The following is a 24,201-nucleotide window of genomic DNA, read 5'->3' on the forward strand; positions in this document are numbered from 1 at the left end:
GCGCGCGTATCTGAGTTTCGGAGACTGTCCCGCGTGATCGAATATGCCATTCTCTTCGGATTGGGTTTTCTCACCGCAACCCTGCTGGCCCTGCTGATCGCACCCGCGATCCATCGCCGCATCGTCGCCTATACGGAAAACCGCATACGCGCGACAATGCCCATCAGCCCGCAGGAAGTCCGCGCCCAGAAGGACATGGCGCGTGCGCTCTACGCCGCCGAAAACGCCAAGGTCCGCCAGGAACTGGATACGGAACGGGAAAAGAACACCTCGCTGCGCCTCGCCAACGAAGCCGCTTCCAGCGATGCCTATCGCCTTGGCGAGCAGAATCGCAGCTTCTCCCTGAAAATCGAGGAGCTGACGCTGGAAATCGGCGAATTGCGCGCAGCGCTTGATGCCAGCGAAGAACGCGCCGGCATCATACAGGCGAACCTCGCACAACAGGAGCAGGCCGCCAACGAGCGCGCCAGCCAGATGTCCGATCTCACCGCCCGCCTCACCAATCTGACGCGCGAACTGGATGATTCGAAAATCCTCGCTGCCACCCGCGATCTGGAGGCAGAACAGGCCAAGCAGAGCGCCACGCGCTTCCGCAAGGAAGGCGAGACGGCGACCCGTGAACTGCAGGACGTGGCGGCCCGTAACAAGGAAGCCATGACGGCGGTTGCGCGCGAAAGCCGCAAGGTCACCCGGCTGGAAGAACAGGTCGCTACGCTCATGGCGAAAAACGCCGATCTCGACACGATGCTGACGCTGCGCAACCAGGAAGCCGCCCGTCTCAAGGAACAGCTTGCCGCAACCGGCGGCCGCGCCAACGACATGATCATTCGTCTGCCGAACCCTGCCGTGCCGGTTGAGAAGGCGGTAAACCCGCCGCCACAGCCGGCCCCAGCCGCCGCGCTTGAAGTCGCACCCGTCGCCGAAGCAGAGGCGACACCGGCGGTCGCCGCCGAGGAGGCAGCCATCTCACCGGTTGAGAAGACAACGGCGCCGGCGTCAGAAGGTCTGGAACAGGAAATCGAGGATATCCGCAATCAGGGCACCGCGCTCACCGAGCGCCTGCTGAATGTGCGCGGCACCGGCAATGACGAACCGATCCGCCGCGAAATCGCCCGCATCGCCGCTGAGATGATCGCGCTCACGGCGGCGCAGGAGGGCGAGACATCGCCCATTCCAGGGCTGCTTGCCAAGGCCTCCGGCTCATCGGGGCGGGACAGCCTTGCGAAGCGGGCGAAGGTGGTGATGGAGAAGCGGAAACACTGAGGGTGTGGTTTTACCCCCCTCTGCCCTGCCGGGCATCTCCCCCTCGGGGGGGAGATCGGCAAGAAGCACTAACATCACTTCATTCTCAAACGTCGAGATGGCCGAAACCTGGCCGCTTGTCGATCTCCCCCCTTGAGGGGGAGATGCCCGGCAGGGCAGAGGGGGGTAAACCACACCCACCGATGGCCTAAACCCGCCCGATCACCCCCGCCATCTGATAAAGCGCCAGCCCCGAAGCCGTCCCCGCATTCAAGCTATCCAGCTGCGGCGACTGCGCGATCCGTGCCGTATGAAACCGCGAGAGCACCGATTGCGGCAACCCCTCGCCTTCCGTGCCGATGACAAGCGCCATGCGCTCGGAGCGGGGGATATTGCGGATCTCGGTCTCGCCACCAGGCGAAAGGCTCCAGATCGCAAACCCGGCCTCAGAAAGCCGCTCCAGCATCTCCACCGCACCGCCGCCGCGATGATAGGGAACCGAAAGAACTGATCCGACGGAAACACGCAGCGCCTTGCGATAGAGCGGATCGCAGCAGGTCTCGTCGAGAAACACCGCATCGGCATAAAAGGCCGCCGCATTGCGGAACATCGCCCCGAGATTATCGTGATTGGAAATGCCGCAGCCCACGAGCACCAGCGAAGACGGAGGAAGCGCCGCCGTCATTTCGGTGAGCCCGCGATCCTGAACCCGGCGGCCGAGCGCCAGAATGCCGCGATGCAGGTGAAAACCGACAATGCCGTCAAGCACCGGCGCTTCAGCCACGTAAACAGGCACATCATCAGGGAAATCGGCAAGAATATCCGCAACACCGGACAGCCGGTTGCGCAGGATGAGGATGCTTTCCGCCGCAAAGGCACCGCCCGCTTTGTGGGCGGCGGCCAGCATGCGCAGCACCACCGTGCCTTCGGCAATGAAACGGCCCTGCCGGCCGGTGAGGTCGCGCTCGCGAATATCGCGAAAGGCGGCGATGCGCGGATCGGCGGGATCTTCGACCGGGATCAGCGCCCGCCCATCCAGCCGGTCAGCGCCCTCACTGGCCATCAACAGTCACATCGGCAAGGAACCGGCCGGCCGCGACGTTGAAGACCAGCGCCTTGCGGGTGCCATTGGCCAGCCGGCCGTAAAACAGCATGTCGCCGCCGGAATAGCTGACATTGTCGATCACAAAGCCTTGCGGCAGGCTCGCGGTGACGGCAAGCGGGCCATTACCGGTCGGGACGGCAAGGTTTGGCGCTTCGTTCTGGGTCTGAACCGCTTTCGACGGCCCCATCGCCTTGTAGACAACCGCACCGAAGACGGCCATAAGGCTGATAAACATCACGGAGCCCGACACGATCTGCAAACGGATCATCTTGCGGCGAACTTTTTCCATGGCCGGATCAAGCGGCTTGTCTTCCTGTTCGTCTTGCTCGATCTGCGTCATCGGGTTCCCTGAAATGCTGATGGATCGGAAAAATAAGAATGAACGACCCCTTTAAACAAGGCGGAGACGCAAGGAAAGTCCTGATTGCCGGGGAAGACGCCGAAGGCCGCCTCGATTCCTGGCTGGCGGGCGAGGTGAGCGGCGACTTCTCCCGCAGCCGCCTGAAGGCCCTGATCGAGCAGGGCGCGGTTTCTCTCAACGGCCAGCCGGTGACGGAGCCGAAAAAGAAGGTGCATCCCGGCGATCGCATCGAGATCGTGATGCCGGAACCGGAAGACCCGGAACCCAAGGGCGAGGACATTCCGCTCGACGTGGAATATGAGGATGAAGACCTGATCGTGCTCATCAAGCCCGCCGGGCTCGTCGTGCATCCGGGCGCCGGCAACTGGACGGGAACGCTGGTCAACGCCCTCATCCACCATTGCGGCGACAGCCTCTCCGGCATTGGCGGCGTCAAGCGGCCGGGCATCGTGCACCGGCTGGACAAGGAAACGTCAGGCGTCATGGTCGTGGCGAAGAACGACAATGCCCACCGGCATCTCGCCGCGCAATTTGCCGATCACGGCCGCACCGGACCTTTGGAGCGGGCCTACAAGGCCATCGTCTGGGGCCGCCCGCGCACCCTGCGCGGCACCATCGACGCAGCACTCGGCCGCAGTGCCGACCGCACCAAACGCGCCGTCAAACACGAGGATTCGGATGACGCCCGCGAGGCGATCACCCATTATGAGGTGATGGAGCGTTACCATGAACGACCGGACGCCACCTGCCTCGCCTCGATGGTGGAATGCCGCCTGGAAACCGGCCGCACCCACCAGATCCGCGTGCATATGGCCCATATCGGCAATCCGCTGATCGGTGATCCCGAATATGGCGCCGCCTTCCGCACCAAGGCGAACCTGCTCGAAGAACCGGCAAAAAGCACCGTTGGCCGCTTTCCGCGCCAGGCGCTGCATGCCTATCTGCTCGCCTTCGAACATCCCCGTACAGGCGAGGTGATGGAGTTCGAAACCGACCTGCCGGATGACATGGAAGCGCTGCTCGCCGCATTGCGCGGCTGAAAAACCTGCATGGCGCGGTCAAAAAAACTGCGCCATGTATTTCGCCGGAAGCCCCGGATAATAAAAAAAGATTAGCGGATAGCGATATTCCGCAGTCGGTCCTTTTTATAGACCGCCCCAATTTCGCTTCAATCGTCACACCTCCTCGGCCCCGCAAAGCTTGAAACCGCCGCCGTGAAAACCGTGGCCGCACAAGAGCTTGGCGACCACTGACGCCGCAGGAAACGCCGAACGTTCAATTCGCCTCCCTCGAACGGAACCGGCATGATGACGGGATCTCTCGCGAATGAATATCGAAGACCGCCGGTTTATATTTCAGGAGTTGCGCAGCGTCGAAGGCTATATCGATCCGCCCGATGCGCTTGTCTTCAAGGCGCTGTTGCAGGCGCAGACGAGCCGGGGGCTCGATGGCGGCATGGCGGAAATCGGCGTTTATTATGGCCGCTCCTATTTCCTGCTGCGCAAATTCGCCCAGGCACAGGAAAAGGTACTGGGCGTCGACCTGTTCGATCTCGACCCGCCCGAAGATGGCAGCCTCGATCAATATGAGCGCCTGATGGAAAACGGCCGCCGGCTGGGTTTTGCGATGGATAAGGAACTGATCATCAGGGGTGACAGCACCCGGCTGGCACCCGCCGACATCACCTCGAAGATCGGCCCGGCCCGTTTCTTCAGCATCGATGGCGGCCACCACCTGCACCATGTGCTGGCCGATGCAAAACTGGCGATGGAGGTGATCGCGCCGCACGGCGTCATCGTCTTCGACGACACCTTCAACCCCGCCTGGCCGGAGGTGACGGTGGGCGTCGCCGATTTCCTTCGCACCCATGGCCATAACCTCGTCTGCTTCGGCATGACCAAATACAAGACCTATGTCTGCCGGCGGGAATTTCACGCGACCTATGCCGGCGCGATTGCCGCCGATCCCGATCTGCAGGGGTTGGGCCATGTCGAGACGCAGTTCCTCGGCTCGAAGGTGGTTCGCCTTCATAATCCCATGCGCCGGCGGGTCATGTATGAGCTGATGGTGCGCTCCGGCCTTGGCGGTTTTTCGGAACGAATCTACCGTTCGAAAGTTAAACAGGTCAAAGAGGGTGTCGCCCCAACATAACGCATGTGTGAACGCAGCGTTCGCTTGAAACGCGGCGGACGCGTACATATCTGTCACATGGGTTCGTGCGGGGTCGGTAACGACCCGCCACTAGCGGTGTGCCTTGGGCGAGTAATCGCCAATCCATGAGGGTGCCGTTCCAGACCATAGATAAGGGGGTGCTTTATGGCCCGCAATAGTTTGCCTACGATTACGGCCGGCGAAGCCGGTCTCAATAGATATCTCGACGAAATCCGCAAATTCCCGATGCTGGAGCCGCAGGAAGAGTACATGCTTGGCAAGCGTTACGCCGAGCATGGCGACCGCGACGCCGCCCATAAGCTCGTCACCAGCCATCTGCGTCTCGTCGCCAAGATCGCCATGGGTTACCGCGGTTACGGCCTGCCGATCGGCGAAGTCGTCTCCGAAGGCAATGTCGGTCTGATGCAGGCGGTCAAGAAGTTCGATCCGGAACGTGGTTTCCGTCTGGCCACCTATGCCATGTGGTGGATCAAGGCTTCGATCCAGGAATATATCCTGCGCTCGTGGTCGCTGGTGAAGATGGGCACGACGGCCAATCAGAAACGCCTGTTCTTCAACCTGCGCCGGCTGAAAGGCCGCATCCAGGCGATCGACGACGGCGATCTGAAGCCGGAGCACGTCAAGGAAATCGCCACCAAGCTGCAGGTTTCCGAGGAAGAAGTCATCTCGATGAACCGCCGCCTGCACGGCGACGCGTCGCTGAATGCGCCGATCAAGGCGTCCGAGGGCGAATCCGGCCAATGGCAGGATTGGCTGGTGGATGACCATGAAAGCCAGGAAGCCGTGCTGATCGAGCAGGACGAACTGGAAACCCGCCGCCGCATGCTGGCCAAGGCCATGGGCGTGCTGAACGACCGCGAACGCCGCATCTTCGAGGCCCGCCGGCTTGCCGAAGACCCGGTGACGCTGGAAGAACTCTCCTCCGAGTTCGACATCAGCCGCGAACGCGTGCGCCAGATCGAGGTTCGCGCCTTCGAGAAGGTGCAGGAAGCGGTGCAGAAGGAAGCGCTGGAAGCCGCGCGTGCTTTACGCGTGGTGGATGCTTAAGGCGGCACTCTCTTAAGGAGAGCACGCCATCCACGAACGACATCATCCTCGGCCCTCGGCCGAGGATTTTTTATGTGTGAAAGCCAAACGGGGATAAATGTCCGGCAACGCCCGTTGCCAACCGTTGAGTCCTCACCATGACAACCCATCGACCGTCATACCGGCCTTGAGCCGGAATCCAGCCGACGCGCGTCTACGCGGCGAGAAGAGTCCTTTCAGCCCAAGGGCTAGGGCTGGCTGGATACCGGCTCAAGGCCGGTATGACGGAAGAGGGAATCTCGCCGGGCAATAAGCCAGTGCTTGGATATGTTGAAATGTTAAGGGCGGCCTGAGCCGCCCTTAAATCATCACTGTCCGGTCGCCGGCGCTGCCGCCGCCCATTCGCTGAGCGCCTTGTCGAAGGCGGCGATGCCGTCATTGCCCTTTTGCAGGGTCAGCAGCGCACGCCGGCCATTGCGGTACGACACCGGAATGTCGATCCAGTTGCGGCTCTTCAGCAGCTCCAGATTGGTCTTCATCGCATCCGGGAAGTCGTTGAGCGCGATCATGTGGAAATCGTCGGTGATCTTGGCCGGAACCGCGATCAGCGCGTTGCCGCGATCCTGCTCGGTGCTCTTCATCGCAATGCGCTGGACACTGTCGATGGCCCCACCTTCGAAGCCGGGCGAAACCGAGAAGACGATCTCGATCAGATGGCTCGCCGGCAGCGACGGATCGGTATTGCGCTTGAAGGTGATGAGCGCGCTGAGGCCACGGCCAGGAACCGTGATCTGGCCCTGCACGGTGGGCGAAGGTTTGCCTTCGCCGTCACTTTCCTGCTGCAGCGACCAGGAAACGCTGCCCTGAATGGCGGTCGGCACCGTCTGGCCCAGCACTTCCTCATAAAGGAACATGCGGTCACCGGTGGCGGCAGCGGCAGGCTGCTGTGCCGGCGGCGTACCCGCTGGGGTTCCGGCGGGTACGCCGGCATTATTGGCCGGAGCCTCGCCCGCGGGCGGCGGCGCGACATTCTGCTCATAGACCGACTGGCCTTCGGCCGTCACCGGCTGGCCGTTCGCACCGGCGGCAGGTCCCTCGTCACGCTCGGTGCCATCGGCCAGAAGCCGCTGGGTAAACTTGGTGCCGGTGACGGAGCCGTCATCGCCATGGGTCGGGGTCTGATGGTTGGTCGGGGTTGTCGGCTGCTGCCCGGTGGCGGGCGGCTGCTGGGTCGCCGGCGGTGTCGGCGTCTGCGCCTCACCCGTGCCGTTCGAAGAGGTCTGAGTGTTGCCGCCGTTCTGTGCGGAACTGACCAGCCCGCCGACCATATCGTTCAGCGCATCGCGGTTCATCCACACGGCATAACCGCCGCCGGCAAGCAGCGCCACGCCGACAAGGGCAAGCACCAGCGACGCATAGTTGCGACGCGGCTTCTTCTTGACCATATAGGCGGGCGTCGCGGCGGCAGCGCCCACGCCATTCGTTTCGTCCGAAGCCTGACGGGTGGACGGCGACGCGCCGTCATAACCGATCAGCTCGTCCAGATCGTCCCAGGGTGTGCGTTCCTTATTGTCCTTTGCCGCGGCCTGATCACCGAAGGGATCGTTATCCGCGCGCGGCAGCGCCGGCGCGTCCTTGGCGGGAATGGCAATATCCGCATCCTGGAAATAGGACGAGAAATCCTCGACCACGGCTGCCTTTTTCGGAGCCTGCTCTTCCGTCTGGCGATGTTCGTCAAAATCGTGCCGGCCACCAAAGGCGGGCGCGTGCTCCACGGCGGCAGGGCCCAAATGGTCGTCCGCCTCGCGACGCTCATCGTCTTCGTAAGGGGCCGGCTCGAAGCTTACTTCCGGTTCCTGATAATGCTGCGCAGCGTAACCGGCAACGAGCGGACGTTCGTCGGTCTCGTTGCGAACCTCTTCATATTCCTCGGCGGCCGGACGCAGATCGTCATCCCGCGCTTCATCGAGCTTGCGCCAGTCATCCTCATCCACCGGCTGTGCCCAATGGGAAGGAACGGAATCATCGGCGGGGCCGGGCGCCGTTTCAGGCTCCGGCTGTTGAGCCGGCTCTTCATCCGCCCGCGTGAAATAGGTGCCAACGGCCTCGTCGGAAACGTGTACCGGGGCCGGAGCGGCATGAACCGTTTCCGGCGCATCATAAAGCTCTTCCGGCTCGTGTTCGCCGTGACGCTGCTCCTCATCGGCAACGGCTTCGACGTGCCGGGGCTCTTCCTCTTCAGCCGGTTCTTCGTAAACCGGCTCCGGCTGTGCAGGCGCGGGCTCTTCATAGACCGGCTCGTGCCGTTCCTCTTCCTGCTCAGCCTGTTCCACAGGTTCGGCAGCGCGGGCCTCGTCTGCGTCGGCAGCATCCTGCTGGTAGTAGGATGCCGCCGTCTCTTCGGCTGCCGGGGAGATAGCGTCATCATCCTCAAGCGCGGGAAGCGCCTCGGCATATTCGCTGTCCACCTCGGCGATGGCGGCGTCCAGCTTGGCGATCTGCCGGCGCAACAATTCTTCCGGCGGACGTGGCTTCATATTCTCGAGTTGGCGCACAACCGCACTGCGCGCCTTGTCGTAAACCTTCGCCCGGTTTTCGGGAGTATTGTTCGCCAAGCCATCCACGGCCTTGCGAATGACTGCTACAAAATCCGCCATAAGCACTTTCTCGTCGTGACCGGCGACGTACCGGCCCGATATGGTTTATGAATCTAGATCGCCGAGGACATTAATCCTCAAACGGATCAGTCACAAGTATGGTGTCGTCACGCTCCGGACTTGTCGACAGAAGCGCGACAGGCGCCCCGATCAATTCCTCGACCTGACGGACATATTTGATTGCCTGAGCAGGCAAATCCGCCCATTTTCGGGCACCGACGGTAGATTCCTTCCAGCCTTCCAGCGTGACGTAGATCGGCTCGACGCGCGCCTGCGCGCCCTGGCTGGCCGGAAGATGATCGATTTCCTGCCCGTCCAGCTTGTAGCCGACGCAGATTTTCAGCTCATCGAGACCGTCAAGCACGTCAAGCTTGGTGAGTGCGATGCCGGTAATACCATTGGTGGCGACCGACTGGCGCACCAGTGCGGCGTCGAACCAGCCGCAGCGGCGCTTGCGGCCGGTGACGGTGCCGAATTCATGACCCTTTTCGCCCAGGAACTGGCCGATCTCGTCATTCAGTTCGGTCGGGAACGGGCCTTCGCCAACACGGGTGGTGTAAGCCTTGGTGATGCCGAGAATGTAACCCAGCGAACCCGGCCCCATGCCCGAACCGGCAGCGGCCTGGCCGGCAACCGTGTTGGAAGAGGTCACATAAGGGTATGTGCCATGGTCGATATCGAGCAGCGAGCCCTGCGCACCTTCAAACAGGATGCGCGCACCGGCGCGGCGCTTCTTGTCGAGCAGCAGCCACACGGTTTCGCTGAACGGCAGGATGCGATCGGCAATCGAGCTCAACTCTTCCATGATGGTTTCATGCGACACTTCAGCGGCGCCGAAACCACGACGAAGCGCATTGTGATGCGTCAGGATACGATCGACCTTGGCGGAAAGCGCCTCCATGTCGGCGAGATCCATGACGCGGATGGCGCGACGGCCAACCTTGTCTTCATAGGCCGGGCCGATGCCGCGGCGGGTGGTGCCGATCTTGGTGCCGCTGTTGGAGGCGGCGTCTTCGCGCATGCCGTCCAGTTCGCGGTGCAGCGAAAGAATGAGCGTGGCATTGTCAGCGATACGCAGGTTTTCCGGTGTCACCTTCACGCCCTGCGCTTCCAGACGGCCGATTTCGGCGATCAGCGCATGCGGATCGACCACGACGCCATTGCCGATGACGGCAAGCTTGCCGGGACGCACGACGCCGGACGGCAGAAGCGAAAGCTTGTAGCTGACACCGTCGATGACAAGTGTATGGCCGGCATTATGACCGCCCTGATACCGCACGACGACATCTGCCCGCTCGGACAGCCAGTCGACAATCTTGCCTTTGCCTTCGTCGCCCCATTGCGAGCCGACCACCACAACATTCGTCATTTCTTGCTTTCCTGCTCATGGCGCTTGCGCGCCCGATAACCCGATGGGAAACCCAAACCCGCGAATGTATACTGTGTTGTTTTACGGAAAGCGACCCTGTTTCTTATGGAGAATTTTGCTTTTTCCGTGACAAGGCGCGGATTTCCCGCATTATCTCGCCCCGTGGGGGCCAAGCGCGGGCGCAAGACCGCCATTCACCCCTTAGCCGTTTTCCCGCCCCGTGAAGAAGCGAAACATCAGCGTGCCCTCCAAAGCCTATATCGCCCTCATCATCGCCACGCTCTGCTGGGGCGGCAACACCGTTGCCGGCAAGCTCGCCGTCGGCCACATCAGCCCCATGGCCTTCACCTTCCTGCGCTGGGTCTTTGCCGTCGCCATCATCTTCGCCATTTCCGTGCCGCAGCTCATCAAGGACTGGCCGGTGGTGAAAAAGCGCCTGCCCTATTTCCTCGTGCTCGGCAGCGTCGGTTACACAGCCTTCAACGTGTTTCTCTACACGGCCCTGCAGCACACCTCGGCCATCAACGCCGCCGTCATCCAGGCCGGTATTCCCATGGTTATCTTCGTGCTGAACTTCATCCTGTTCCGCACCCGCGTGCTGTTCGGCCAGATCGCCGGTTTCTGCCTCACCATTTCAGGCGTGGCGCTGCTCGCGTCGCATGGCGATCCGGTCTCGCTGCTGCAGCTGGAAATGAATGTCGGCGACGCCGTCATGCTGCTCGCGGTTCTGGTCTATGCCATCTACACCGTCATTCTGCGCTGGAAACCCACGGTTGACTGGCGCACGCTGATGGCCATCCCCGCCTTTTTTGCCCTTCTCACCTCCGTCCCGCTGGTTTTCTGGGAAATGTCGCGCGACAGCGTCATCTGGCCGGATCAAAAGGGATGGGTGCTGGTGGTCTATGCCGCCATTTTTGCGTCCCTCATCGCGCAGATCCTCTACATCAAGGGTGTGGAACAGATCGGCGCCAACCGCGCCGGCCTCTTCATCAACCTCGTGCCCGTCTTCGGCACGCTGCTGTCCGTCTTCGTGCTCAGTGAAACCCTGCACACCTATCAGATCATGGCGCTCATCATGGCGCTGGCCGGCATTGCCGTGGCGGAACGAAAAAAATCGCCGGCTTCCTGAACCCATACGGGTCAGGAAAACCGGCGTAGTCTGGCAGGCATGAAAGAATGGAGCATCGGATCGAAAACTGTTTCCGATGCTCAAACCAAAGGTCAGAGCGCGGTTTCGCGCTCAGCCGGAGAAAGGACGGCGTTGCCGAGGACGATATCGCCCTTGTCGGTGGTAACGATCAGCACTTTTTCGAGCGATCCGTCATTGTTCAGCGAAAAGGCAAGGCGCAGGGCGCTCGAAGACCAGCCGGCGCCGGCGAGCGCAGCACGCTTGATCGCGGCGCAATCACCGCAATCGCCAAGGCTTAACGACGGCGTTGCCGGAACATCGGCTGCAAAACCGGAAAAATAATCATCGAGCGCACCCATTGTGGCGTTCACATCGCGGTTGACGCGCAGCAGTTCCTCGCGACGCTCGCCCGTCAGCGGCGCGGCGATGGTGGAAACGCATTGGCCGGCGGAAAGAACGCAGCCATCAAAACCGCCCTGCGCGGAAATGCCGATCTGTGTCACGGCGGACTTCTCGACGGCGGCAAAACCACGGGCAAAACCGGCAGCACCGGCCGCATCGGCATGGGTGGACATGGAAGCAACGGCAATTCCGCAGATGGCGGCAGCAATAATCTTCTTCAGCATTTCATACCCCGTTTTGCGATCCGCCGGCTTGTGCCGGTCTCGATTTCTGTTTCGTGGAAGCGTCTCTTTCAAAGGCCGCTCCCCGTCTGTGATCCCACAATGGCACACGACTGTTTTCAGCCGCTTTAAGCCGATTGCTACAATTTTATCGGTTTTCATTTTTGTACAGAGAACGCTTTTTTCGAATATGCGCCGGTATCGTTGCCGCGAATTCCGGGGCAACGTCGGGAAGCGATAAAGGGGCCGCATCGCTGCGGGGGTATCAAAGGGTAGTGCAGGGTTTGCAGACGATGCGGCCCCGGCTTCACATATGACCCGCCCGCCAAACCGGTTCCTGTTTGGAGGATGGGCATATGCCGGCCGCCTCAACCGTGACATCGGGAAACTCCCCGGTTTCGGCCGCCTGCCCCGCCCATCCTGCGCCGCGCGCACGCCTGATGACCGGGATGGGCCGAGTATAGCCGGGCCGGCGGGACCGGGGATGCGCGGGGATAAACGCATCTTGAAAAAGGCGCTCGGGAGGCGGTTTCGCCCCATCCCGGACACAGGAATTTTCAGCGGGTTAACAGGCCCTTGATCGGCGGCATTTGAATTAACCTTGTCTTAAAACCCGACGTTAATGGTTAGCAATTTAAGAATAGCGGAACGAAAGGGTTCCGTTATGCGTGGCGTATCTGCCGTTGTTTTCCTGATGCTCGTTCTCGCCGGCTGCGCCACCGCACCGTCGCAGGTGACCAATGCCTGTGCGATTTTCGAGCAGCGGAACGGCATCTTCAACAATTGGCGGCGCGATGCAAAAGCGGCCGAGCGCGAGTTCGGCGTGCCCGTGCCTGTCATGATGGCGACGATCTACACCGAATCCGCCTTCCGCCCCTATGCACGGCCGCCCCGCACCAAGCTTCTGGGCTTCATTCCGTGGAAACGCCAGTCGACGGCCTATGGTTATGCGCAGGCGCTTGATGGCACATGGAGTGTTTACCAGCGTGAAACAGGCCGCTGGTCGGCGAGCCGCACCGATTTCACCGACGCCATCCACTTCGTCGGCTGGTATCACGCCAAGAGCCGGCGCGAAAACGGCATTTCGCTGAACGACCCCTACAATCTCTACCTCGCTTATTATTCCGGCCATGGCGGTTATGCGAAGGGCAGCTGGCGCAACAATTCCGCGGTCCAGAAGGCCGCCCGCCGCTCCGCCAACATGGCGATGCGTTACGAGGCGCAGCTGCAGCAATGTGGATATCGCTGAGGCTGGGGCGGGAATAGCCTAGTCTGCGGTTGCTAGTGCCCAAACCTCTCCTCCGTCGTCCTCGGATCAAGCCCGAGGATGACGTCGAGTTTGTGTGACGCTTTGTCAGGAACTGACATGCGCCTGAGTTCCCCACCTGAGGGAGAAAGCCGATAGTAGCGGCGCACTTTACGCCCCATAAGCCGCCAGAAAACCCCTGACCGCATCGATCTCGCCGGAGCGGATTTCATGCCCACCCGGGTGCCACACGGTTTCCACCGTGCCGCCCTGCGCCTTGAGGTTCTGTTCCAGCGCCTTGGTCAGCGGTACGGGGCAGATCGGATCGCGCTCACCGGCGGTGATCAGCACCCGGCGCGTGGCTTTGGCGGGGGAGGTCTTCGGCTCGAACGGGATGAGCGGATGCATCAGCACCGCAGCATCGAAAAGCTCGGGCTGTTCGATCAGCACATTAGCAAGAATATTCGCGCCATTGGAAAAACCGAGGCCGATGACCGGACCGGCCTGATAATGCTCCCGGTTCGCCTTGACGAAATCGGCGAGCTTTTCGGTTGCGCGCTGAAGGTCGGCCATGTCGTAGACGCCCTCGCCCGTACGCCGGAAAAACCGCGCCGCGCCGTGTTCGGAAACATCGCCGACCGGCGAGAGAATGGTGGCCTCAGGCAACAGACGCGAGCCGAAATCGAAGAACTGGTTTTCATCACCGCCGGTGCCGTGCAGCAAGACGAAAAGCGGAGCACCCGCAACGCCGGCGCGGGATTTGTGGAAATAGCTGTCCTTGGTCATGGGAGAATCCTTTCTGAAAGGAGGAGATTCAACGGCTTCCGCGCGGCCTCTTCGGCCAGGCGGGGCGATCAGATGGAGCAAACGGATGCGGCTTGTTTCTTCTCCCCGCCGGGGAGAAGGTCGCGGCAGCGGGATGAAGGGGGCACGGGTGCGATCTATAGCTGACGTTGCCCCCTCATCCGACCCTTCGGGCCACCTTCTCCCCAAACGGGGAGAAGAAATACGTGGCAATGTCCTGCCAAACGCTATCGAGCGGTTAAACCGCCTTCTCGTCGCCCAGCGGCTCCAGATGCTCTTCCAGCACGGAGCGCAGATGCGCATGCTGGGTCGGCAGCTTCAGCGCCTCGCCGAGATGGGCGGTGTCCTCGTCGCGGTCGAAACCGGGCTCGTTGGTGGCCACCTCGAACAGCACGCCGCCCGGGGTGCGGAAATAGATCGCCCAGAAATAATCGCGGTCGATGACAGGCGTCACCTGATAGCCGGTATCCATCAGCGCTTTGCGCACCTCCAGCTGCTTTTCGCGGTTTTCGACCGCAAAGGCGATGTGGTGCACGGACCCTGCACCCAACCGCGCGCCAGAGATATTCGGCATGGTTTCGATGTCGATAAAGTCAGCACCGTTACCGCCGGGCATACCGAGGCGCAGAACGCCGTCCTGGCGATCCACTTCCTGATAGCCCATGAATTTCAAGAGCTCGGCCGTCGCACCTTCATCGCGAAGTCGCAACGAGGCACCCTGAAAGCCGTGGATCGCCTGATCCGCGCCGACGCCGTTGCCGATCCACTGCGCACGATTGTCGTCCCTGACTTCAACCAGCGCAAAACCGTCTCCATCGGGACCTGCGAAATGCAGGCGCTTGTTGCCAAAGGCTTCATCGGCCTTCAGGCCATCCACGCCGGCCTTGGAAAGACGGTCCTGCCAGTAGCCGAGCGATCCCTCGGGAACGGAAAACAGCGTCGTGCCCACTTCGCCGGTGCCGGGACGGCCACGAGCGATATGCGGGAACGGGAAATAGGTCATGACGGAGCCGGGCGTGCCGACTTCATCACCATAATACAGGTGATAGACGTCAGGCGCGTCGAAATTGACCGTCTTCTTCACCCGGCGCAGGCCGAGCGTATCGGTGAAAAAACTGTTGTTCTGACGCGCGCTCGCCGCCATCGACGTGACGTGGTGCAGGCCCTTGATCTGGTTGAGCATGATAAACCCCTTTTTGCCTGGCGAGCCTCATGGTTGGGCCTGCCCTGTTCATGGCGTAAAGATGGGGTAACAGCGCTCTCAGGCATAGAGTGGACAACGGGAACGGATTGTTCCCGAATGGTGAACGATAAAACCGACTGTTCAACGAGCCCGATGGGGCAGTTCAATGATCGTCAGCGACGCCCAGGGTCCAGTAGCCGACGGCGCGCAGCGACGCTTTCGGGAAAGAAATCTCGTCGGTGAGGAAGGATTTTGCCGCCCTCGCCTCGGATTTTTCGCAGGCGACAAAGACGTGCAGGCCTTCATGATCCGCGCTCCAGGCATGGTCGCGCAACGCCTTTTCAATGAGGCCGGCGGTGCCGGCGGGCTTGCCGCGGCGATAAAGCCATGTCCACTCGACATTCGCCGCGCAGACGATCTCCTGCCGCTCGGCTTCGTCATCGACTTCAGCATAGACGTTGAGCTTTTTCCCAGCCGGCATTTCGGCTGCCATGCGCAGCATCACCGGCAGCGCCGTCTCGTCACCGGCGAAGACATAACGCCCGGCTTCCGGGCAAACACCGCTCGGGCCGATGATGCCGAGAACATCGCCGGGCTTCGCCGTCGCACCGAAGGTCGCGCCCGGCATGTGGTCGCCCTCATGCATGACGAAGTCGATATCGACTTCACCACGCGCGATATCGCCAGAACGGATGGTGTAGACGCGCCGTGTGAGAAGATCATCGCCCGCCGGCCAGACGATCGCCCCGGTGGGCGCAAGATAAGGCCAGACCGGTGCGCGGGCCTGATCCGGCACCAGAAGCAGGCGCACATGCATGCCGCCGGTCAGCAGCCTTTCGATGCCGCTTTCGACCGATACCACCAGCCGGCGCATATGCGGTGTCAGATTATAGGCGCGGGCGACCTTGCCGACGAAAAGATTGGGCAGTTCACGCTGCTGCGCGCCATGGCCGCTCCAGCGGAAATCCAGCCCCGTCTCGCCGGAGAATTCGACGATATGCTCGGCCACCATGGCCTTTACCGACATCAATATATGTTCGGAAATGCAGCTGACCCTTGCAGCGAAATGGCCGCCTTCGGCGCTGAAGCTGCCATGGCCATATTCGGTCTTGAACCGCACTGTCGCACCGTCGCGTTCCATCTCCATATGCTCGGAAAAATGATCCTCAAAAGCATCGACGATCGACAGCGGATCGGACAGCGAGACAGAGGTTTCGGCAGACAGGAGAGACACGGGCATAATCCTTCACTTTGTAGTCCGGTTATCTTTAATCCCGACAACCGCAAAGCGTAAAGACATTTTATGAGTATCTAGAGAAGGTTTTTGTCACTGCCCGCCGTTTCAGGCAATTGCCAGTCGATCGGCTGGCGGCCATGGGAGACGAGAAAGGCGTTTGCCTTGGAAAAATGGCCATTGCCGAAAAAGCCGTTATGGGCCGAAAGCGGGGACGGATGCGGCGAGCGCAGCACGAGGTGCTTGCGCTGGTCCACGAAGGCCGCCTTCTTCTGGGCATAGGAGCCCCAGAGCAGGAAGACGACATGGTCGCATTCGTCGTTGACAGCGCGGATGACGGCGTCGGTGAATTTTTCCCAGCCCTGCCCCTGATGCGAGGCGGCGCGGGACTCTTCCACTGTCAGCACGCTATTGAGCAGAAGCACGCCCTGTTTCGCCCAGCTTTCCAGAAAGCCGTGACCCACCGGGCGAATGCCGAGATCGGCCTGCAATTCCTTGTAGATATTGACGAGCGAAGGCGGAATGCGCACGCCTGGCTGGACGGAAAAGCACAGCCCATGCGCCTGGCCAAGCCCGTGATAGGGATCCTGGCCTAAAATGACGACCTTCACCTCATCGAGAGGCGTGAGATCGAGAGCGCGGAAATATTCCGCGCCCTTCGGGAAGATGCGCTTGCCGGCGGTCTTTTCGGCAAGCAGGAACTCTTTCAGCTTGAGCATGTAGGGGCTGGCGAATTCGCCGGAAAGAACGCGCTTCCAGCTGTCTTCGAGTTTGACGCCTGCCTCTGCCATGCCTGCCTCCATCAGAGCTTATTTGAACCGGTTGCCGCGCTGCAGCACTTCGATCTTGTAACCATCGGGATCGCAGATGAAAAAGTATTTTGCGAAAGGCTGGCCCTTATAATCGGCCTCGATGATCTTGCCGGGAGAAAGGCCGACCTCGATGAAGCGCTGGTGTTCGGCGTCCACATCGGCAACGCTGACGGCAAGGTGGCCATAACCGTCGCCCAGCGCATAGGGCACTTCGCGGCCACGGTTGACGGTCAGTTCCAGCTCGAAATCGCCCTCGGCATTGCTGAGATAGATCAGCGTGAAATTCTCGAACTCGGCGCGTTCCGCAATTTCAAGGCCGAAAGCCTGTTTGTAAAATTCCACCGAACGCTTTTCGTCCAGCACCCGGACCATCGAGTGGATCAGCTTGGCCATGGTGTTTTCCTTCTTCTTCCTGTTGACGGCCCGGTTATGCTCCGGGCATCGCGGCCCAAGGGGATAAAGACTGAGCGTCGCGCTTTCAACCCTAAAGGCACTCTGCGACAGGACGTAGCGGCCCGATCACGGCAAATGTGATGGCAAAAAACCCTTGGTTTTTCAGGTGCGGCCGGAACCTGCGGCAACGGGACCGCATGGTTTTGGGCCCGCCGCTCTATCCTGAGTGCTGAACTCATGATACCGGCTAGGCATGCGCCTTTTATACCTCTGTCTTGGCTGGCTAATGGTCGCGACCGGCATTGTCGGCGCGTTTCTTCCCGTTTTGCCCACCACGCCGTTCCTGCTTCTGGCGCTCTGGTGTTTTTCGCGCTCTTCACCAAAACTCGAGGCGTGGCTGCTGGCCCACCCCAGATTCGGCCCTTCCCTGCAGCGATGGCGCGAACGCGGCGCAATCGCCCGCAACGCCAAGATCGCGGCGCTTTCGGCCATGTCCGTCAGCTACGCCGCTTTCTGGTTCCTGAGCGAGCCGCCGCCGCTACGGGCAGCCATCGTCGCCGCCGTCATGCTGGGCTCTGCGCTCTTCATCGCCACGCGCCCGGAAAGCTAAGAGCGCTCCTAACGATGCCGCGACTGCGGCAGCACGTAGGGAATACGCCGCGCGGGCAACCGGCCGACGACGCCGCCAATGCCATAAACCCTGGCGATGGTCTCGTCGTTGATCGTTTCCAGCGAAGGACCGCTCGCCGTCACCCGGCCGCCATGCATGACGATAAGTTGATCGGCAAATTCCGCCGCAAGATTGAGATCGTGGAGGATGGCGAGCACCAACCCACCGCCGCTTGCAAAGTCGCGCGCCGTTTCCAGCACGGCGATCTGGTGGCCGATATCGAGGCTGGCCGTCGGCTCGTCGAGGAAGAGCGCCCGCGCCTCACCATTTTCCACCGGAAAAGGCACCTGCGCCAGCGCCCGGGCAAACTGCACCCGCTGCTGCTCGCCGCCTGAGAGCATGTTGTAGGACCGCTGCTCGAAACCGCGCAGCCCGGCCTTGGCAAGCGCCCGGCGGGCCTGCTCTTCCGGCGCGCGCGACCCCTGTGCGACAGCCCCCATGCGCACGATTTCGAGCGCCGTGAAAGGAAACGCAAGCTGGGTGCTCTGCGGCAGCACGGCCCTGAGACGCGCAAGCTGGACCGGTGTGAAGGCCGGCAGGTCGATGTCATTATAGGCCACCGAGCCGCTCTCGGCGCGCATCTCGCCCGAGAGAACCTTCATCAGCGTGGATTTGCCGGCACCGTTGGGGCCGATGATGACATTGACCTTGCCGGGCTTCAGATCGACGCTGACCGTGTCGAGCAGCCGGCGGCCGGAGCGGATGAGGGTGAGGTTTTCGGCCCGGATCATGACATGTTCCGCATGGAAAAGCCGCCGCGTCCCAAGAGCAGGAACAGGAAGACCGGCGCGCCGATGAGCGCCGTGACGACGCCGATCGGCAGTTCCGCAGGTGCGGCCACCGTGCGGGCGAAACTGTCGGCCAGCAGCAGAAGCGCCGCCCCGCCAAGTGCCGACGCCGGCAGCAAAAAGCGGTGCGACGGGCCAATGGCAAGGCGAAGCAGATGCGGCACGACGATGCCGACGAAGCCGATGGAACCGGCCGCCGCCACACTCGCCCCGCAGGCGGCGGCAACGGCCAGAATGACGATCCGTTTTAGCCGCTGCACCGGAATGCCCATGTGAAAGGCAGCCGCATCCCCGAGGATCAGCGCATCGAGCCCGCGGGCAACGAAGGGAATGATGGCGAGAACGACGATGATGAAAGGCAGGGTCGCGAGCACCTTGGCGGGCGTTGCACCGCCGAGCGAACCGAGCGACCAGAAGGTGATGTCGCGCAGCGCCCGGTCATCCGCCACGAAAATCATCAACCCGGTCAGCGCGCCGCTGATTGCCGCCACCGCAATGCCGGCCAGAATGAGCGTGGTGGTGGAGGTCGCGCCGTCCTTGGTGGCGATCAGGTAAAGCACCCAGGTGTTCAGCAGCCCGCCGAAGAATGCCATGATGGGCAGGAAATGCGGGCCGAAAAACACCGCCACCGTGGCAAGCGCGCCTTCCCCAAGGGAAATCGCCGCGACCGCAAACAGCGCCGCACCCGAGGTGACGCCGACAATGCCGGGATCGGCCAATGGATTGCGGAACAGGCCCTGCATCATCGCCCCTGAAACGGCAAGCCCGGCGCCGATCAACATGCCGAGCGCGGTGCGCGGCAGGCGCACGGCCTCGAGAATGATCCTGTCGCGCGCATCGAGCTGATCCGCGCCGCCGGTAAGATAGGCAATGAGCTCTGAAATGCCGACGCCCGTGGGTCCGCTGACAAGCGACACGCCACAGGCAAACAGCAGGATGCCGACGAGCACGGCAAGGGCGACAACCCCCTGGCGGGATCTGTCGCCGGCAACGCCGCCCTCGGTGGAACTCAAGATCGCAAGGCTCACGGCTTCACCACGTCAGGGTAGAGCTTGTTTGCCAACTCGCGACCGGCGGCAGGCGTGCGCGGGCCGAAACCGATGAGATAAAGCCCATCCATGCTGATGAGCGTCTTGCTTGCGGCAGCAGGCGTGGACTGGAAAGCGGGAAGCGCGAAAGTCTCATCCGCCTTGGCGGCGTGGTCGCCGCGCGCCATGGTCAGCACCACGTCGGGTGCCGCAGCAATGACCGCCTCATCCGTCAGCGGCTTGTAACCCGTGATCTCCTGAGCCGCATTGATGCCGCCCGCCATTTCGATGATCGCCGCCGCTTCGGTATCCTTGCCCGCCGCCATGATGCGGCCGCCGGCGGTGGAGAGCACGAAGAGAACACGCTTCCTGCCCTTTTCCGGGATGGCGGAGACATCCTTGGCGAGTGCATCGAGCCCAGCCCTGGTCTCGGCAGCCAGCGCCTTCGCCTTGTCCGAGAGACCCACGGCCGCGCCGACATCCTCGATCTTCTTGGGAATGGCGTCGCCGCTCGGCGGCGTATCGACGGTGACGAAAGGCACCGCACTTGCCTTCAGGATGGCGATGACATCGGCCGGGCCGGAGCCGTCTTCCGAAAGAATGAGATCCGGCTTCTGCGACAGGATGCCTTCCGACGACAGCGCTCGCATGTAACCGATGTCAGGCTTGGCGAGCGCATCGGCCGGATAGCTGCTGGTGCTATCGCGCGCCACGATACGATCTCCTGCACCCAGCGCATAAAGGATTTCCGTCACCGTGCCGCCCACTGCGACGATGCGTTTCGCCTCCGGATTACCCTTGTCCGAAGCCATGGCAGCCGGCGCGGCAAAGGTGATTGCGGCGGGCACGAGGGCGGCGAGAACGAAGGAACGAAGGCGGGAATTCAACATGGCGTTATCCTGAAACACGACCCGGCGCCGGTTTGCCCGCGCCACTAATCTTGAGTTCTTTACACATGTTTATACACCGCGCAATCGATAAGTGGAGTAAATTTGTTCGCTTTGTCGTGAACCCCTTCCCAACCCCATCCGGGCCGGATATCCTGACTGAAACAGGAAACTTAAAGGGAGACTTTCATGTTTATCGCAATGAACCGCTTTCGTGTCGTGCCGGGTTATGAAGACACCTTCGAATCCATCTGGCGCGAGCGCAAATCGCACCTGAGCGAATTGCCGGGCTATATCGAATTTCACATGCTGAAAGGCCCGAAGGCGGACGACCATACGCTTTACGCCTCGCACACCGTCTGGGCCACCAAGGACGACTTCCTTGCCTGGACGAAATCCGAACAGTTCCGCGCCGCCCACGCCAAGGCCGGCGAAAACCGCGGCAAGGTGGAATATCTTTCCGGCCCGCATTTCGAAGGCTTCGACGTCATCATCCATGAAGACAAGAATGGCGAGCGCCGTTCGATTGCCGCCTGAGGCCGTCCGATGAGCATTGCAGCCCAGAAGACCGATGACGACAGGCAGGCCCGCGCCGCATCAGCCCTTGCCGAAAAGCCCGATGGCATCGTGGAGGCCATTGCCGCCAAGGCCGAGGTGACGCCTGCCGAAATCCTGGCGATCCTGCCCGAAGGTGCGGCCGTTTCCGCCGCCGCCGACCAGTTCGACGCCATCTGGAACGAGATGCGCGGATGGGGCGAAGTCCTGATGATCGTGCAGACCGGCGACATCGTGCTGGAAGTGCCCGGCCACCTGCCGGAAGGCAGCGAAAGCCATGGCTGGTTCAACATCCACGGCGACAGCCCCATCGGTGGTCACATCAAGAAGGACAATTGCGCCGGCATCACCTTCGTCGATCGCGGCTTCCACGGTCGTCGCTCCTGTTCCGTCTGGTTCATGAACGCCGCCGGCGGCGCCATGTTCAAGATTTTCGTCCGCCGCGACGAGAACAAGGAACTGCTGGCCGGGCAACTCGCGAAGTTCGAAGCGCTGCGGAACGGTTTCCGCGGCTGAGCAGGCGCAGGGCTGCCACGGCAAAGTAGCAGCCTCTTCCGAGATCGATTATCCACCGACGGAAGGACACTGCCTCAAAATAAATAATTATCGTTTTACAATAAAAAATGTTGAAAAATCGATGTTCCTGATTGAGATTGGCCGCCGTCGGCCGATCCAGCCGTCATTTGAAAAAAGGAATCTCGATGATGAAGAAATTATTCACCGCCGCCGTGGTGAGCGTGGTGCTGCAGGCCTGCCTTGTCTCACTCCCCGCGCAGGCAGCGGGTGGTCAGGACCCGGCCTCCGCGGAACGCACACTCAGAACCGTTCTCGAGGAAGCACGCAGCGGCAACCTCAACCTCTCGCGCTTCGAAGATGACATCGTCGCCGATGTCCGGGCCAATGCGGGCGCGGTTTCGGATGAAATCAGACGCCGTGGCAAGGTGACGGCCATGCAATATCTCGGAAGACAGGCGACCGAGGCGGGTGATCTTCACAGATTCAAGGTCACCTTCGAAAAGGGCCAGATGCGCTGGTCGCTCATTCTCAACACGCGCGGCCAGATCGCCAATATCGACATGGAAGCCCCCTGACCCCTTTTTCGTGTGCCGGTGGGATGCAAAGCGCGCCCGCCGGCAGGCATGAGCGGCATCATCAGCCCAGCAAGATGGCCTGCGGTCTCGATTGACGTTATAAATTTATCGTCTTACAGGAATTAAAGGACAAAAAACCACCGGATCACCTGATGACAGACCCATCCATCAGCCGCCGCATCGCCCGTGTCAGCCGTATCCTGATATGGCTTTCCTTCGTTTTTGCAGGCACCCTCATCGCCGCTTATGTCGCCATATGGGCCGATACGGAAACCCTGCGGACGGTGATTGAAGGGCAGATCCTGCCGCCTGCCACACCTTACCTGCTCACCGACACCGTGCGTGTCACCGGTTTTGTCGTCGGGCTTCTGCCGCTTCTGGCCGTGCTTAGCGGGCTCTGGTTTGCCGTCCTTCTTTTCCGGCTTTTCGAAAGGGGCGAGGTCTTTACGCAGACGTCAGGCAAAAGGCTGATCCAGGTCGGTGTCGCGCTTGCCGCATTGCTGCCGGCACAGATCGTCATGACCGGCTCTGCTTCCTTTCTGCTGACGGTGGGCAATCCCGTTCCGAGCATCTCCTTTTCTTTTGAGAGCACGCAGATGCTTGTGGGCTTTGCCGGCGGGTTGATGATTGTCGTTGGCTGGGTGCTGGGGGAAGCGACGCGCATCGCCGACGAAAACCGCGAATTCATCTAGGAAACGACCGTGCCGATCATCGTCAATCTGGATGTCATGCTTGCAAAACGGAAGATGCGATCAAAGGAGCTCGCGGCCCGTATCGGCATTACCGAACAGAATCTTTCAATCCTGAAATCCGGCAGGGCGAAAGGCGTGCGCTTCGAAACCCTCGAAAAGATCTGCGAGGCGCTGGACTGCCAGCCCGGAGACCTTCTCGAATACAGGCACGGCCCCTCTGTCGTCACCGAGGAGGTGACGGACGAAACCTGAAAGCGACGGGCAGTCCCGTCGGTTCATCGCCCGTTCAGTGCCGTTTTCTATCATCCGTTGAAATTCGAACGGAACCAGCACGGAGCAAGCACCATGACCGACCACCGACCTCTTCTTTCGCGCCGCAGTTTCGCCGGGCTTGTCGCGCTTGCGCCGCTTTTTGCGGCAAGTGGTGCGGTCGCCGCGCCGGCAAGCCTGCGTGGCAGCGTCTCCTATCGCGAGCGCATCGCCCTGCCGCCGGGCGCGACCGTCACCGTGCGCCTGATCGATGTTTCGCTGGCGGATGCGCCGTCGCAGACGATTGCCGAAACCACCATCCGCCCGCGTGGCCAGGTGCCGGTGCCTTTTGTACTGCGTTATGACGACCGCGACATTCGTGGCCGCCGTTCCTATGCGCTGAGCGCCGAAATCCGCGACCGCGACCGTCTGCTCTTCACCACCACCCGCCGTTACTCCGTCCTGACCGGCGGTCGCGACGATACCGATCTCGTGCTGGAGCGTGTCGGCGCGGGTCCGGGCAGACCGGAGCCGGAAGCCGGCATCGATGGACGCTGGCTGGTGCAGGAGATCCGCGGCGAACGGATTCGCGGCCGCCGCCAGGCGACACTGGAAATTACCCGCGAGGGCCGCGTTTCCGGCAATGCCGGCTGTAACGGCATCGGCGGCGAGGTGAAGATCAGCCGCAACCGCGTCGATTTCGGCCGGATGATCTCCACCCAGATGGCCTGCGCGCCCGACATCATGCGCCAGGAGCGGCAGTTCATCGAAGCTCTGGAAGGCGCGCGCTCCTTCCGGCTGGAACCGCGTCGCGGCACGCTGGAACTGATCGACGGCCGCGGCCGCCCGGCCATGCGTCTGCGCCGCGCCTAACCGGCGCAGCCC

26 protein-coding genes are annotated in these 24,201 nt (G+C 61.6%); 13 read left to right on the top strand and 13 right to left on the bottom strand.

Annotated features, from left to right (window positions below; all coding sequences use genetic code 11):
* Positions 1-33 precede the first annotated feature (33 nt).
* Entirely contained in the window at positions 34-1,263 is a 1,230-nt protein-coding gene (locus AC5I5B_RS04700) for a coiled-coil domain-containing protein (protein WP_112958707.1), read from the top strand.
* 187 nt (positions 1,264-1,450) lie between these two features.
* On the opposite strand, the gene AC5I5B_RS04705 is transcribed toward AC5I5B_RS04700, so the two are convergent.
* Together AC5I5B_RS04705 and AC5I5B_RS04710 are read right to left on the bottom strand one after the other, a co-directional pair.
* Positions 1,451-2,305 (bottom strand): TrmH family RNA methyltransferase, encoded by an 855-nt coding sequence (locus AC5I5B_RS04705; protein ID WP_111834093.1) that lies wholly within the window; start codon positions 2,303-2,305, stop codon positions 1,451-1,453.
* Complete coding sequence (locus tag AC5I5B_RS04710; protein WP_020011627.1) at positions 2,295-2,687, bottom strand: membrane protein; 393 nt, start codon at positions 2,685-2,687, stop codon at positions 2,295-2,297. Before AC5I5B_RS04710 ends, AC5I5B_RS04705 begins: the two co-directional genes overlap by 11 nt.
* Positions 2,688-2,725: 38 nt before the next feature.
* On the opposite strand from AC5I5B_RS04710, the gene AC5I5B_RS04715 reads away from it, so the two are divergent.
* From AC5I5B_RS04715 to rpoH, 3 genes are all read left to right on the top strand, one after another.
* Positions 2,726-3,748: an RluA family pseudouridine synthase gene (locus tag AC5I5B_RS04715; protein ID WP_004429992.1), complete on the top strand. Its 1,023-nt coding sequence runs from the start codon at positions 2,726-2,728 to the stop codon at positions 3,746-3,748.
* 286 nt (positions 3,749-4,034) lie between these two features.
* Positions 4,035-4,859 (top strand): class I SAM-dependent methyltransferase, encoded by an 825-nt coding sequence (locus tag AC5I5B_RS04720; protein WP_111834092.1) that lies wholly within the window; start codon positions 4,035-4,037, stop codon positions 4,857-4,859.
* A 165-nt stretch (positions 4,860-5,024) separates the two neighbouring features.
* Entirely contained in the window at positions 5,025-5,927 is a 903-nt protein-coding gene (gene rpoH, locus AC5I5B_RS04725; protein ID WP_003491840.1) for an RNA polymerase sigma factor RpoH, read from the top strand.
* A 347-nt stretch (positions 5,928-6,274) separates the two neighbouring features.
* Here the strand turns inward: rpoH and AC5I5B_RS04730 are convergent, their stop codons facing one another.
* Both AC5I5B_RS04730 and AC5I5B_RS04735 read right to left on the bottom strand, forming a co-directional pair.
* Positions 6,275-8,563, bottom strand: coding sequence for a hypothetical protein (locus tag AC5I5B_RS04730; protein ID WP_162695492.1), 2,289 nt, complete (start codon positions 8,561-8,563; stop codon positions 6,275-6,277).
* A gap of 70 nt (positions 8,564-8,633) precedes the next feature.
* Positions 8,634-9,932: an adenylosuccinate synthase gene (locus tag AC5I5B_RS04735; RefSeq protein ID WP_060723663.1), complete on the bottom strand. Its 1,299-nt coding sequence runs from the start codon at positions 9,930-9,932 to the stop codon at positions 8,634-8,636.
* 241 nt (positions 9,933-10,173) lie between these two features.
* Between AC5I5B_RS04735 and AC5I5B_RS04740 the strand changes: the two genes are divergently transcribed.
* The gene (locus AC5I5B_RS04740) at positions 10,174-11,061 is read left to right on the top strand and encodes a DMT family transporter (RefSeq protein WP_162686294.1); all 888 of its coding nucleotides are present in this window, start codon (positions 10,174-10,176) and stop codon (positions 11,059-11,061) included.
* 92 nt (positions 11,062-11,153) lie between these two features.
* Here the strand turns inward: AC5I5B_RS04740 and AC5I5B_RS04745 are convergent, their stop codons facing one another.
* The gene (locus tag AC5I5B_RS04745) at positions 11,154-11,687 is read right to left on the bottom strand and encodes a transglutaminase-like cysteine peptidase (protein WP_111834090.1); all 534 of its coding nucleotides are present in this window, start codon (positions 11,685-11,687) and stop codon (positions 11,154-11,156) included.
* 661 nt (positions 11,688-12,348) lie between these two features.
* Between AC5I5B_RS04745 and AC5I5B_RS04750 the strand changes: the two genes are divergently transcribed.
* Positions 12,349-12,933, top strand: coding sequence for a transglycosylase SLT domain-containing protein (locus AC5I5B_RS04750; protein ID WP_004429977.1), 585 nt, complete (start codon positions 12,349-12,351; stop codon positions 12,931-12,933).
* Positions 12,934-13,101: 168 nt separating this feature from the next.
* On the opposite strand, the gene AC5I5B_RS04755 is transcribed toward AC5I5B_RS04750, so the two are convergent.
* The 5 genes from AC5I5B_RS04755 to AC5I5B_RS04775 all read right to left on the bottom strand — a co-directional run bounded on the left by AC5I5B_RS04755 (position 13,102) and on the right by AC5I5B_RS04775 (position 17,356).
* Positions 13,102-13,716, bottom strand: a complete 615-nt coding sequence (locus AC5I5B_RS04755; protein ID WP_111834089.1) for an alpha/beta hydrolase — start codon at positions 13,714-13,716, stop codon at positions 13,102-13,104.
* Between the two features lie 256 nt (positions 13,717-13,972).
* Positions 13,973-14,917 (bottom strand): VOC family protein, encoded by a 945-nt coding sequence (locus AC5I5B_RS04760; RefSeq protein WP_004429973.1) that lies wholly within the window; start codon positions 14,915-14,917, stop codon positions 13,973-13,975.
* A 163-nt stretch (positions 14,918-15,080) separates the two neighbouring features.
* The gene (locus tag AC5I5B_RS04765) at positions 15,081-16,157 is read right to left on the bottom strand and encodes a siderophore-interacting protein (RefSeq protein ID WP_111834088.1); all 1,077 of its coding nucleotides are present in this window, start codon (positions 16,155-16,157) and stop codon (positions 15,081-15,083) included.
* A 71-nt stretch (positions 16,158-16,228) separates the two neighbouring features.
* Positions 16,229-16,942: a uracil-DNA glycosylase gene (gene ung / locus AC5I5B_RS04770; RefSeq protein ID WP_031233587.1), complete on the bottom strand. Its 714-nt coding sequence runs from the start codon at positions 16,940-16,942 to the stop codon at positions 16,229-16,231.
* A gap of 18 nt (positions 16,943-16,960) precedes the next feature.
* A complete protein-coding gene (locus AC5I5B_RS04775) occupies positions 16,961-17,356 on the bottom strand; it encodes a VOC family protein (RefSeq protein ID WP_004429967.1) in 396 nt (131 codons plus the stop codon).
* Positions 17,357-17,609: 253 nt separating this feature from the next.
* Here AC5I5B_RS04775 and AC5I5B_RS04780 point away from each other — a divergent pair, with 253 nt between their 5' ends.
* Positions 17,610-17,966, top strand: coding sequence for a YbaN family protein (locus AC5I5B_RS04780; protein ID WP_020809365.1), 357 nt, complete (start codon positions 17,610-17,612; stop codon positions 17,964-17,966).
* Positions 17,967-17,974: 8 nt separating this feature from the next.
* On the opposite strand, the gene AC5I5B_RS04785 is transcribed toward AC5I5B_RS04780, so the two are convergent.
* The 3 genes from AC5I5B_RS04785 to AC5I5B_RS04795 are packed head-to-tail and all read right to left on the bottom strand — an operon-like array spanning position 17,975 to position 20,732.
* The gene (locus AC5I5B_RS04785) at positions 17,975-18,757 is read right to left on the bottom strand and encodes a heme ABC transporter ATP-binding protein (protein ID WP_111834087.1); all 783 of its coding nucleotides are present in this window, start codon (positions 18,755-18,757) and stop codon (positions 17,975-17,977) included.
* Positions 18,754-19,842 (bottom strand): FecCD family ABC transporter permease, encoded by a 1,089-nt coding sequence (locus AC5I5B_RS04790; protein WP_060723669.1) that lies wholly within the window; start codon positions 19,840-19,842, stop codon positions 18,754-18,756. Before AC5I5B_RS04790 ends, AC5I5B_RS04785 begins: the two co-directional genes overlap by 4 nt.
* On the bottom strand, positions 19,839-20,732 hold the full coding sequence (locus tag AC5I5B_RS04795) for a heme/hemin ABC transporter substrate-binding protein (protein WP_111834086.1): 894 nt from the start codon (positions 20,730-20,732) through the stop codon (positions 19,839-19,841). The genes AC5I5B_RS04790 and AC5I5B_RS04795 overlap by 4 nt, the downstream gene beginning before the upstream one ends.
* A gap of 186 nt (positions 20,733-20,918) precedes the next feature.
* On the opposite strand from AC5I5B_RS04795, the gene hmuQ reads away from it, so the two are divergent.
* The 6 genes from hmuQ (at position 20,919) to AC5I5B_RS04825 (ending at position 24,189) form a co-directional block, all read left to right on the top strand.
* Positions 20,919-21,266 carry a heme-degrading protein HmuQ gene (gene hmuQ / locus AC5I5B_RS04800; protein ID WP_004429958.1) on the top strand — a complete coding sequence of 116 codons (348 nt, stop codon included), beginning with the start codon at positions 20,919-20,921 and terminating at the stop codon, positions 21,264-21,266.
* A 9-nt stretch (positions 21,267-21,275) separates the two neighbouring features.
* The gene (hutX, locus tag AC5I5B_RS04805) at positions 21,276-21,800 is read left to right on the top strand and encodes a heme utilization cystosolic carrier protein HutX (RefSeq protein WP_020809370.1); all 525 of its coding nucleotides are present in this window, start codon (positions 21,276-21,278) and stop codon (positions 21,798-21,800) included.
* 185 nt (positions 21,801-21,985) lie between these two features.
* Positions 21,986-22,375: a hypothetical protein gene (locus tag AC5I5B_RS04810; RefSeq protein ID WP_233282764.1), complete on the top strand. Its 390-nt coding sequence runs from the start codon at positions 21,986-21,988 to the stop codon at positions 22,373-22,375.
* Between the two features lie 152 nt (positions 22,376-22,527).
* On the top strand, positions 22,528-23,067 hold the full coding sequence (locus AC5I5B_RS04815; RefSeq protein ID WP_060723673.1) for a DUF2975 domain-containing protein: 540 nt from the start codon (positions 22,528-22,530) through the stop codon (positions 23,065-23,067).
* Between the two features lie 9 nt (positions 23,068-23,076).
* Positions 23,077-23,319 carry a helix-turn-helix domain-containing protein gene (locus AC5I5B_RS04820; protein ID WP_080866411.1) on the top strand — a complete coding sequence of 81 codons (243 nt, stop codon included), beginning with the start codon at positions 23,077-23,079 and terminating at the stop codon, positions 23,317-23,319.
* Between the two features lie 93 nt (positions 23,320-23,412).
* Positions 23,413-24,189 (top strand): YbaY family lipoprotein, encoded by a 777-nt coding sequence (locus AC5I5B_RS04825; protein ID WP_020809374.1) that lies wholly within the window; start codon positions 23,413-23,415, stop codon positions 24,187-24,189.
* Positions 24,190-24,201 lie beyond the last annotated feature (12 nt).

This window comes from Agrobacterium sp., assembly GCF_059499945.1.